The 9,991-nt window shown below is 61.0% G+C and carries 8 protein-coding genes and 4 pseudogenes; 8 read left to right on the forward strand and 4 right to left on the reverse strand.

What is annotated here, in order from left to right:
* From ACXJKO_RS15870 to ACXJKO_RS15890, 5 genes are all read left to right on the forward strand, one after another.
* On the forward strand, window positions 1-480 hold the full coding sequence (locus ACXJKO_RS15870) for a TRAP transporter small permease (RefSeq protein WP_457092056.1): 480 nt from the start codon (window positions 1-3) through the stop codon (window positions 478-480).
* Window positions 477-1,769 (forward strand): TRAP transporter large permease, encoded by a 1,293-nt coding sequence (locus ACXJKO_RS15875; RefSeq protein ID WP_457092057.1) that lies wholly within the window; start codon window positions 477-479, stop codon window positions 1,767-1,769. The genes ACXJKO_RS15870 and ACXJKO_RS15875 overlap by 4 nt, the downstream gene beginning before the upstream one ends.
* Window positions 1,769-2,881 (forward strand): L-tyrosine/L-tryptophan isonitrile synthase family protein, encoded by a 1,113-nt coding sequence (locus ACXJKO_RS15880; RefSeq protein ID WP_457092058.1) that lies wholly within the window; start codon window positions 1,769-1,771, stop codon window positions 2,879-2,881. Before ACXJKO_RS15875 ends, ACXJKO_RS15880 begins: the two co-directional genes overlap by 1 nt.
* 3 nt (window positions 2,882-2,884) lie before the next feature.
* Window positions 2,885-3,736, forward strand: a complete 852-nt coding sequence (locus ACXJKO_RS15885) for an ROK family protein (RefSeq protein ID WP_457092059.1) — start codon at window positions 2,885-2,887, stop codon at window positions 3,734-3,736.
* 63 nt (window positions 3,737-3,799) lie between these two features.
* Entirely contained in the window at window positions 3,800-4,915 is a 1,116-nt protein-coding gene (locus ACXJKO_RS15890; protein ID WP_457092060.1) for an L-tyrosine/L-tryptophan isonitrile synthase family protein, read from the forward strand.
* Window positions 4,916-5,211: 296 nt separating this feature from the next.
* Here ACXJKO_RS15890 and ACXJKO_RS15895 read toward each other — a convergent pair.
* A pseudogene (locus ACXJKO_RS15895) lies at window positions 5,212-5,667 on the reverse strand (transposase); the annotation flags it as partial.
* Between the two features lie 329 nt (window positions 5,668-5,996).
* On the opposite strand from ACXJKO_RS15895, the gene ACXJKO_RS15900 reads away from it, so the two are divergent.
* Both ACXJKO_RS15900 and ACXJKO_RS15905 read left to right on the forward strand, forming a co-directional pair.
* Window positions 5,997-6,527, forward strand: a complete 531-nt coding sequence (locus tag ACXJKO_RS15900; protein WP_457092061.1) for a recombinase family protein — start codon at window positions 5,997-5,999, stop codon at window positions 6,525-6,527.
* Window positions 6,493-7,053: pseudogene (locus tag ACXJKO_RS15905) on the forward strand (recombinase family protein); the annotation flags it as partial. The gene ACXJKO_RS15900 and the pseudogene ACXJKO_RS15905, both read left to right, overlap by 35 nt.
* 3 nt (window positions 7,054-7,056) lie before the next feature.
* On the opposite strand, the gene ACXJKO_RS15910 reads toward ACXJKO_RS15905, so the two are convergent.
* On the reverse strand, window positions 7,057-7,380 hold the full coding sequence (locus ACXJKO_RS15910; protein ID WP_457092064.1) for a hypothetical protein: 324 nt from the start codon (window positions 7,378-7,380) through the stop codon (window positions 7,057-7,059).
* Between the two features lie 219 nt (window positions 7,381-7,599).
* A pseudogene (locus tag ACXJKO_RS15915) lies at window positions 7,600-8,361 on the reverse strand (IS256 family transposase); the annotation flags it as partial.
* A gap of 732 nt (window positions 8,362-9,093) precedes the next feature.
* On the opposite strand from ACXJKO_RS15915, the gene ACXJKO_RS15920 reads away from it, so the two are divergent.
* Entirely contained in the window at window positions 9,094-9,696 is a 603-nt protein-coding gene (locus ACXJKO_RS15920) for a hypothetical protein (protein ID WP_457092062.1), read from the forward strand.
* A gap of 31 nt (window positions 9,697-9,727) precedes the next feature.
* Here ACXJKO_RS15920 and ACXJKO_RS15925 read toward each other — a convergent pair.
* A pseudogene (locus ACXJKO_RS15925) lies at window positions 9,728-9,991 on the reverse strand (hypothetical protein); the annotation flags it as partial.

Below are 9,991 nucleotides of genomic sequence, written 5' to 3' on the forward strand. Positions count from 1 at the left end.
ATGGTCATGAATGTTATCGATCGCATCTGGCGGGTCATCGACGACGATTTTCCGGCTCTGCTGATGGCGATCATCACCGCGCTGATTTCGATTGATGTGTTCCTGCGGGATACCGCAGGAACACACATCCCGAACGGTGTCGAGATCGCGACTTACGCCTTCGTGTGGTGCGTGTTTCTCGGAGCGGCGGGCGCATCCCGCCGCCGCGACCACTTTCACGTCGATCTGGTGCAGAACAGCCTGACCGGGCGTCCTCGGGTTGTGTCATTCGTTCTCGTGGATCTGTTCTGCTGCGCGGTCGCAGCCATGATGACCGTGTCCTCGTGGCAGTACACCATGCGCAGCTGGCGTCGCGTGTCCGAAGGTCTCGAGATGCCGCTCGGATACTTCTATATGGTCTTCCCCGTCGCGTTCGCTCTGATGGCGCTTGCCCACGGACGCCATGCCTATCGTACCCTTTCCAGGCGAAACCTCCCATGAGTCTCCTGCTGACACTTGATCTGATCGGCATGGTTGCGCTGATGATCCTTGGCGTACCGGTCACGTTCGCTATCCTCGGAGCGGCGCTCGTCTATTACATGCTGCACCCCGACACCTCGACATTGGTGATGATGCAGCAGATTCAGACTGCTCTGAGGTCGTTTCCCCTTCTGGCGATTCCGTTCTTCATTCTTGCCGGCACCACCATGGCCCGGGGAGGCATCGCCGAAAGAATCGTTTCCTTCGCGGATGCAATGGTCGGCCATTGGCGAGGCGGACTCGCACAAGTCGGTGTTCTCAACAGCCTGATCATGGGCAGCATGACCGGCTCCGCGATCGCGGATGCCGCAGTGGACTCCAAGGTCCTCGTTCCGGAAATGCGCAAGCATGGCTACTCGCTGAGCTTCGCCTCCGTCATCTCGGCCGCATCATCGGTCATCGCTCCTGTTCTTCCGCCATCCACATCCATGATCATCTTCGGTTTGCTGGGTAGCGTGTCGGTTGCGAAGCTCTTTATGGGAGGCGTCGTTCCAGCCTTCATGATTGCCGCCGTTCTGATGGCGACCGTGGCGGTGATCTCTCACATGCGCGGCTACGTGCCGGTGAGAGCCAAGAGGCTTCCTGCTTCCGAAATTGCGAAGAGCTTCAAGCGGTGCTTCTGGGCTCTGATGATGCCGGTGCTGCTCCTGCTTGGCCTGAGAGCCGGGATCTTCACAATCACCGAACTGGCCGCCATGGCGGCCCTGTATACCCTAATCGTCAGCGGCCTGATCTACCGCACGATCAGCCTGCGTGACCTCGGTGTCCTGTTCAAGGAAACCGCACGTACCACATCGGCCGTGCTCATCATCATCGGCGCTTCGTCCGCTTTCTCCTACATTTTCGCAATCGAACAGGTGCCGGTTCACGTAATTGAGCTGCTGAGCTCGATCAGCAACAATCCCATCGTCATCATGCTCTGCCTCAACGTGGCCCTGCTGCTGATGGGCATGATCGTGGAGGGGGCCGCAATCATGATCCTTGCCGCTCCCATCCTTGTCAGTATTGCGAACCACTTCGGGATCGACCCGGTGCACATGGGCGTGATGGTCGTCGTGAACCTGACGATTGGAACGCTGACGCCGCCTGTCGGAGCGGTCCTGTACACGGTGTGCGCCATCACCGGCTGTCGTACGGGCGACTTCATCCGCGAGCTCCTGCCATTTCTCGCAGCACTCCTCGTCGTCCTCCTCGCGATCACGTTTTACGCGCCACTGATCCTGGCGCTCCCCAATTGGATGTATCAGTAATGCAAGCTACCAGTCCGTACATCTTCCCATTCCGGCCTTTCCGGCACCTCGATCGGTTCGCCGAGACGGTCCAGTTCACCGGCGACAGGACAGTGGACGAAGGTTACTTCAAGTCGATCGTTGAGGTTCTCGCACCCCGCCTCGACGTACCGGAAGGCGGAGTTCTGGAAGACCGCCTGCTGGACTTGTTCGTCGACCCTCGGGTCGTGTTCGGGGATCCGGACTTCATCCGGTCCCGGGCGGATGAATGGAGACAGGGATTCCGCAGCGCCATCACCAGAGGGATGCCAATGCTGTTCAGCATTCTCGGCTTCCCCTACAAGATGCCGGTTCCCTTGAAGACGAACCGGCGCTTGGCCGATTTCGGCGAGGTTGCAGCGCTGGCGCGGCTGAACCAGATCGGCAAGGCCATTGCCAGGGTGTACAGCCCCGGCGTCAAGATCCATGTCTTTACCGAGGGTCCGTTCAGCCAGCTGAATGGGATGCCGCGGGACTTAGCCGACCAGTATTTCGCCTCCCTTCAAGACATAGTGGACCGCTTCGGGTTGGGCGAGCACATCGTGCTTCAGGACCTGAGTCGGATCATCGACGAGCAGCCCGACTTCGACGATGCTTGGAAGCAGGTGACGGAGGAGATCCGCCAGCGCCGGGATCGTGGTGATCCGAAGACGCTGGATGCGATCCGCGATGCCTTGCCGGTGCGCTTCCACAACATTGCCAATCCAGGCGTTGGCGATGACGATCTCAGGCGTGCGTACCTCAACGAGGAGAGCGCTGCGCCGCTCCGCGCCGGCATTCAGGCTCGGGCCGAAGAGGGTGTGCTGCGCTACCGCGCCTTCCTTGAAGCACGAGACCGCATCAGCCTCCTTGAGCGCTATGCGCCGGGGGCCCTGGCCATGACCGTTTCACCGCGGCCCGGCAGGCTCGGGATTCGTCCTCTGCCGGCGCCGGCAGATGTGCTGCCCTATCATGGCGTTCCGGTTTGGAACCCGCAGGAGCGGATTCTGGAAATCGAGTACCTTTGGGACCTTACGCGCGGCAGCGGTCGCTATGAGCGCATCTATCTTGCTGGAGATCCTGAAAACAAACCCTTCCTCTATGTCCGGAGTTGATCGGTGAACACGTCAACTCTCGCCTTTGATTTCGGGGGCACGAAAATCGACGTTTGCCGCATGCGGAAGGATGGCTCCATTCTGCTCCGCGACAAGGTCCCGACGGCAAGCCTTGAGCCGGGATCTCCGGCGTTTCTCGGCCGAGCCTTCGATTTGATGGCTGAGTATGTCACTGATGGCGACGACAAGATCGGATTGAGCTGGAACGCTCCGGTTCATGAAGGCAAGCTCACGCAAAGCTCTCTTCTCGGTGGTCCGATCGCTGTGGATCTCAGTAGCATGCTGACCGATCGCTTCAAGCGTTCGGTTCAGGTCGAGAGCGATGTCCATGCCATGGCGCTGGGCGAGTACCGCTTCGGCGCGGGCCAATCGGGCTTGCCCTTCCTGCTGATCAACATGGGCTCGGGGGCTGGAATCGCCTATCACGACGGAACGCTCATGCGCGGATTCAGCGGCGGGGCAGGGCTCGTGTGCAACGAGTTGTTCGACGTGACGGAAATCAATGAGAAGGTGATTGTCGACCGTCTTCTGTCGGGTCGCGGCGTCGCGCATGTGTACCATCGGCTGACGGGCGCATCACTGACCGCTGCCGAGGTGACGGAGCGAGTCGAGAGTGATCCGGCAGCCACGAAAACGTTCGAGATCATCTCTGCGCATCTGGGGCGCTATCTCGTCACCATGTGCCGGATCTTCAATCCAAAGACTATTGTGTTCGCTGGGTCTGTCTCGCAGGCTTCGCGTCACTTCCTCCCGGAGGCAGCGCGCTACTCCAATGCCGTTCTCGAGCCAGCCTGCCGCCCGGCGAGCATCATGGTCTCGAACCTCGAGGCCCCGGCCTGCCGAGGCTTGGTCTAGGCCCGCGCCGCTCTCACGCAATCACTTTCGTTTTCTCACAGCCATTTACAGGAGTGCATCCCCATGGCTCAGGCAACAAGCCCCTATGTTTTTCCGTTCCGTCCGTTCAGGAGTTTGGACAAGACCGCGCCCGTGGCCGAATTCGCGCCAGCCCGGACGGTTGATCGGTCATTCTTCGAGCCGATGCTCGACGTCCTTGCGCCCGCCTTGTCGGTTCCCGCTGCAGATACGCTGGAGGACCGCCTCTTGGCCTTCTTTGCCCAACCGTCCGTCGTGTTCGGCGATCCGGATTGGATTCTTTCCCTTGCCGACCAGTGGAAGGCCGGCTTCCGCCACTTTATCGAGCGGAATGAGCCGATGCTCTTCACGATCCTGGGCTTCCCCTTCAAGGCCCCTGTGCCGTTGAAGACGCCTCGCATGCTCCCCGACTTCGGCGAAGTCGTCATGCTGAAGAGGCTGAACGAGATCGGACGTGCCATCGCGGCCGTCTATGCGCCCGGGGTGAAAATTCACGTCTTTGCCGAAGGTGCCTTCGCTCGCCTGAACGACATTCCGCAGGCTGACGCCGACAGGTATTTCGATGCCCTCGACAAGATGTCTCGGGACTTCGGCTACTCGGAACATGTCGTGCTGCACGATCTTCAGAGGGCCGTTGAGGAGCTGAACGGATTCGAGAAGGTGTGGGCTGAGGTGAGTGATGAGATCCGCCAGCGGCGGGATAGCGGCGACGAGAAGACGGTTGTCGCTCTGCGCGACGCTCTTCCCGTAACCTTTCATCTGATGCGCAACGAAGGTGTCGATGACGACACCCTGCGGCGTGCGTACCTGAATGACGGAAGTGCGGAGACCGTGCGCGCCGATATCCAGCGGCGTGCAGAGGAGAGCGTGGTTGGCTATCGCGGCTTCCTGGAAGCCCGCGACCGGGTCAGCATGCTCGAGCGCTACGCCCCGCGTGGTGTTGCGCTCACCGTGTCACCGCGTCCCGGCCGCATTGGCGTTCGTCCGCTTCCCGCGCCCTCGGATGTGCTGCCTTACCATGGTGTCCCGGTATGGTCGCTCAATGGCCGCACGCTGCGCATCGAGTACTACTGGGATCTGGTTCATGAGGCGGGCAAGTTCGAGCCAATCAAGCTTCAGGGGGATGTCGATCCGGCTGCCTTTCTGTACATCGAGCAGTAAAAGCCAGATCCTTTAGAGGCTGGTCGAGCCGGGCATCCTCACAGGTGTTCGGCTGCCTCCGGCTTCACAGGCCGAGATCGGTTACCGCGATAGCCTCAGTCGATCCGGTGATAGAGGTTCGCAAATGACACTATCCACGCGGTTCTGGAAATAAAACCAAAGACCCGCTTCGACGCATACCCGTCTTCTATTTTCCTATATGTTGAGACCCGATGCAGATTGTCACGGGAATCGTGCCCCTTGGCGTGGTGTAACTGACGGCGGTTCACCGCGATCACCGGCCAGGGCCCGGATGATCAGGTTGCCACGGCGGGCAAGCTGATCACCACATCATCGCTTATTGGGGCCATTGTTTCCAGTGTGAGATAGCGGGCACGTTGCACGGCCCATTCATCGTTTTGCTCCAGCAAAATCGCACCGACCAGCCGGGTGATCGCCGCCTCGTTCGGGAAGATCCCGACCACATCCGTGCGGCGCTTGAGTTCGCCATTGAGCCGCTCGAGCGGATTGGTTGAATGCCTCTTGGTCCGGTGCAGGGCCGGAAAGCTCATGTAAGCCAACACGTCCGTCTCGGCCTCGTCCATCAGGGCGGAAAGCTTCGGCAGCTTGGGTCGGAGCTGGTCAGCGATCTGGCGCCACTGCTGTTGAGCCGCCTCGGCCGTATTCTGGGCAAAGGCAGTGGCCATGAAGGCAGATACGACCCGCCGGCCGCTCTTGCCTGCATGCGCCAAGGCATTGCGCATGAAGTGCACGATCCGAACGCAATCGATGCATTGCGGTTTGGCACCAGGATTTCGTTCCCGTGGGTGGCGACCAGCAAGCCGCGCCGTTCCCGTTTGTCGGGGCCACCAGCGCGACAGTGGTAGGGTTCGTGGGGTCCACCCGAACGAGGTGTGCCCATGCCGCGAACCCAAGGCCCATCAGCGGCACGGGGCTGGACAATCCAGTCCATCTTCGTCCGCACGCCTGATGGCCCCGATCGTCTCTCCCGTGCCTACCGCCACCTGCTTCAGGCGACTGTGCCTGAACGGCAGGCGAGCGATCCCACCCGTTCTCACCCAATGACCGAAGGAGGAGCCCCATGCGCGCCGCCATCTATGCCCGTGTCTCCACCGAACGCCAGGAGCGCCAACAGACCATCGACAGCCAACTCGATGGACTGCGACGCTGGGCTGGAGCCGCCAACCACGACTTGAGCGACCTCCATGTGTTTCGGGACGAAGGATACAGCGGCTCGCGTCTCGACGGACCTGGGCTGGACGCCCTGCGCGATGCCGTTCGCGACGGGGAGATTGATGTCGTCGGCGTTCTCGCCCCCGACCGGCTGGCGCGCCGCTGTGCCTATCAGGTGCTGTTGCTCGAGGAATTCCGGCGAGCAGGATGCGCGGTGGAGTTTCTCAACCGCGCCATCTCCGATGATCCGGGAGACCAACTCCTGCTTCAAATCCAAGGAGCTGTCGCCGAATACGAGCGCGCTCTGCTGAGCGAGCGGTTTCGGCGTGGCAAGCTGCACAAGGCCCGAGCCGGCCAGTTCATCGGCGCTCGGGCGCCTTACGGCTATCGCTATCTGCCGCGCCATGAGGGGGGCCGCTGGCCAGCTCATCGTCGATGAGGCCGAGGCCGAGGTCGTGCGGATGCTCTACGGCTGGCTTGCCAAGGAGGCCTTGACCCTGCGTCAGATCCTCCGCCGGCTGAACTTCGGGCCATGGTTCCCACGCTGTGGCCGGCGGCCATGGTCGACCTCGACGGTCCACCACATCCTGTCCGATCCGGTCTATACCGGAACCGCGTACTCCAATCGTTATGAGTACCGGCCGGCCCGCAAACCGCGCATCCGCAAGCCCGGCTACGCGGGCATGGGGTATCGCGTCATCAGACCACGGGAGCAGTGGATCACCATCCCTGTGCCGCCGCTGGTCGACCAGGAGATCTGGGACCGGGCTCAGGCCCAGCTGGCGCGCAACGCGACCTTGTCGTTCCGGAACAACAAGAAGCATAACTATCTGCTGCGCTGCCTGCTGACTTGTGGCGAATGCGGCCTGGCAATGCACGGGGTGAGCCAGAAAAGGGCCAAGGGCGCGCTCCGCTACTATAAATGCGCCGGCAAGGACTGCATCGCGACAGCCCGCCCTGCGCTGTGCTCACGGGCTCACGTCAAGGCTGATGACCTGGAGAGAACGGTTTGGGACCATGTCCGTAGCCTCCTCGGCGATCCTGATCGGCTGCTTGCCCAATTCCAGGCGTTTGCCGATGAAGCGGGTCAGGCTGCGGCGCGTGGATCGGAGACCGAGCGCAAGCTTCGGAACCGTCTGGATGGGTTGGCGCGGAGCGACCGGCGCCTGCTGGATGCTTACCAGACGGAAGTGATCAGCCTGGAGGAACTGCAGGACCGCCGCCGGCAATTGGCCGACCAGTGTCATGCCCTGGACCTTCAACTCGAGCAGCAGCATCGCTTGTGCGACCAACGGAGCAAGGCTCAGGCGGTGATGACCGATCTGAGGGCGTTCTGCGAGCGGGTTGAGGTCCGGCTGGACGATGCCTCATTTGAGGACCGGCAGGCTCTCTTGCAACTGGTCATCGACCGCATCATCGTTCACGACGGCAGCTTGAAGATCCGTCATGTCATTCCCTTGCGCAGCCCTCCGCCGGGACGTGAGAGCACTGCTGACCCAGTTGCTCGATTGCGTTCGGATCGTATGCACCCGACAGCGCTGCCATGTGGCACAGAGCAGCTTGGACACGGCGGCCTTGATCCCCTCGTGCGCATCCGACACGACCAGCTTCACCCCGCGTAGGCCGCGCCGGGCAAGCTTGCGCAGAAACGCGGTCCAGAGCGGCTCGGCCTCCGACGGGCCGATGTCCAGGCCCAGCACCTCACGCCGGCCGTCGGTGTTGACACCCACCGCCACAATGACGGCGACCGACACGATGCGGCCGTTCTGGCGCACCTTCACGTATGTGGCATCGATCCACAGATAGGGCCATTCGCCCTCGATCGGCCGCTCCAGGAAGGCGTTGACGCGCTCATCGATCTCCGCGCACAGGCGCGAGACCGGGCTCTTTGAGATGCCGGTCATGCCGAGCGCTTTGACCAGATCGTCGACCGAGCGGGTGGAGATGCCCTGAATGTAGACCTCCTGGATCACGGCGGTGAGCGCCTTCTCGGCCATGCGGCGCGGCTCGAGAAAGCCCGGGAAGCACGAGCCGGTGCGCAGCTTCGGGATGCGCAGTTCGACCGTACCCGCACGGGTGTGCCAGTCGCGCTCGCGGTAGCCGTTGCGCTGGGCCAGGCGTTCGGAGCTCTTCACGCCATAGCCAGCCTCCGCGAGAGCGCTGACCTCCAACTCCATCAGGCGCTCGGCCGCATATCCGATCATCTCGCGCAGCAGATCGGCATCCGGGGTCTTCTCGACCAGGCTCTTGAGGTCCATCATGGGATTGGTCATCGGGGGTTCTCTCGATTGCAGGTGGATGTCGCAACCCAACCCTAACCGGAAATCGCCGATGACCACCCGTCCAGCGCCCGGCCCGCTACGGCGCTCATGGGCGCGCGGGCCGACCACTGTGCTCCCGTCGAGCTACTCCTCCGGCACCGCGAAAGAAGGGGTGCCTCTACCGCCCTTTGCAAGTGCAGGTCGTCGTTACTTGCAGTGACCACTGCGCCGTCTCTCACGGCGAAAACAGGGGTTCGAGTCCCCTTGGGAGCGCCAAAGGTTTCAAGGGCTTAGCTGGGAATCTCAGCGGTCCTGAATACCTTTCTCCAAAAATCTCAAAAACAATCAGCACACCTCGCGCACGATCTTATGGGTCCCGGACCCAAGTATTGTTCGGCATGATGGCCTCGCATGCTGCGGTGTGGAGCAGGTCGGACAGTCGGAACGCCTGGGGCCCTCGAGTCTGCGGATGTGGTATCCCAATCCAGGAGCCAGCGCCTCCAACCGGGTATCAAACAAGGATATAACGATGTTCCGTAGGACTTGTAGTCTAAGGAGACTTTGATTTACGCCAGCCCGTCCTTGGTCGGCGGGTCGCTTCGGTGCCTTGTCCGTAATACATATTTTTTGCCCTCCTTCTCCTTAGGGTTTCTCCTCCTGGTCGAGTTAAGCTCACGCCTCCCGATACAGTTTACGTCATAACCCTGCAGCGCTATTGCAGTGCCAAGTGACGGGGTATCCAGAATGAAATTACAATTGAGCACTGTGAGAAGATGGCTGTTCCGGTCCAAAATCGACGATCTCGCTATGGCCTACGCCGCCGCGCGCAAGGCCTCGGACGATGAGCGCGTGAGTTTGGAAGCCCGGTGGAAAACCTTTCAGGCGGACGTCGCGGCAGGCAAAGCCGAAATGGTCGAGGAATACGAGGACGGCCAGCTAGTGTACGACCACGGCGAGCACTTCGGGGAACTTGATAGCGAGGTCGAAACTGCGCTTTCGCTGGTTCGGCAGGCCTTTGTGATCTCGTTGCACCACCTGTGGGAGCGGGAGATCAACAGCTATATGAAAACTAAGCGTTATGTTCAGGAGGCTGCGTTTGCCGCCCTAGCCGCCGAAGGCCTGAACGTGGAGGTGGTTGAGCTGGATCGCCTGCAGCTCACCTGCAACGTCGCCAAGCACAGCTCCGGTAACTCGGCCACCAAGCTTTTCAAGAAGCATCCTACGATGTTTAACGTCGACAGCGTCCATAAAGAGCCGGGGTACGCGAATCTCATTGTCACCGACGCAGATCTCGAAAGCTTCTTTGAAGCGGTTCGGAAATCTGGCTTCCAGCCTTCGTTAGGTTAACGATCAGCGTTCTAAGAGTCCGTCTCGTAAATCATGAGTTCCGTCCCAAGCGGCGGACGAGGAGCATGATCGAAGCGGCATCAAGGAAGTCACGGGCTGACATGAGCGTCGCCTCCGGATCGTTCCTGAGCCGGCGATTGCGGCTGATCTAGGCGAAGAACCGCTTCACCACCGAGCGGTGAGGATGCATCGCAAATCCTACCTGATCGGGTGACATTTGGCGACCTCGATCGTCATCGAGGTCGCCTGAACTGGTGCCTCTGCTATTGAAGTTGCAACTTCGGCAATCCGCGAC

The organism is Microvirga sp. P5_D2, from assembly GCF_054049475.1.

Excerpts from the sequence above, each read along its gene's own strand:
- ACXJKO_RS15890 (WP_457092060.1), top strand. The coding sequence starts at position 3,800 with ATGGCTCAGGCAACAAGCCCCTATGTTTTTCCGTTCCGTCCGTTCAGG.
- ACXJKO_RS15900 (WP_457092061.1), top strand. The coding sequence starts at position 5,997 with ATGCGCGCCGCCATCTATGCCCGTGTCTCCACCGAACGCCAGGAGCGC.
- ACXJKO_RS15920 (WP_457092062.1), top strand. The coding sequence starts at position 9,094 with ATGAAATTACAATTGAGCACTGTGAGAAGATGGCTGTTCCGGTCCAAA.
- ACXJKO_RS15880 (WP_457092058.1), top strand. The coding sequence starts at position 1,769 with ATGCAAGCTACCAGTCCGTACATCTTCCCATTCCGGCCTTTCCGGCAC.
- ACXJKO_RS15870 (WP_457092056.1), top strand. The coding sequence starts at position 1 with ATGGTCATGAATGTTATCGATCGCATCTGGCGGGTCATCGACGACGAT.
- ACXJKO_RS15875 (WP_457092057.1), top strand. The coding sequence starts at position 477 with ATGAGTCTCCTGCTGACACTTGATCTGATCGGCATGGTTGCGCTGATG.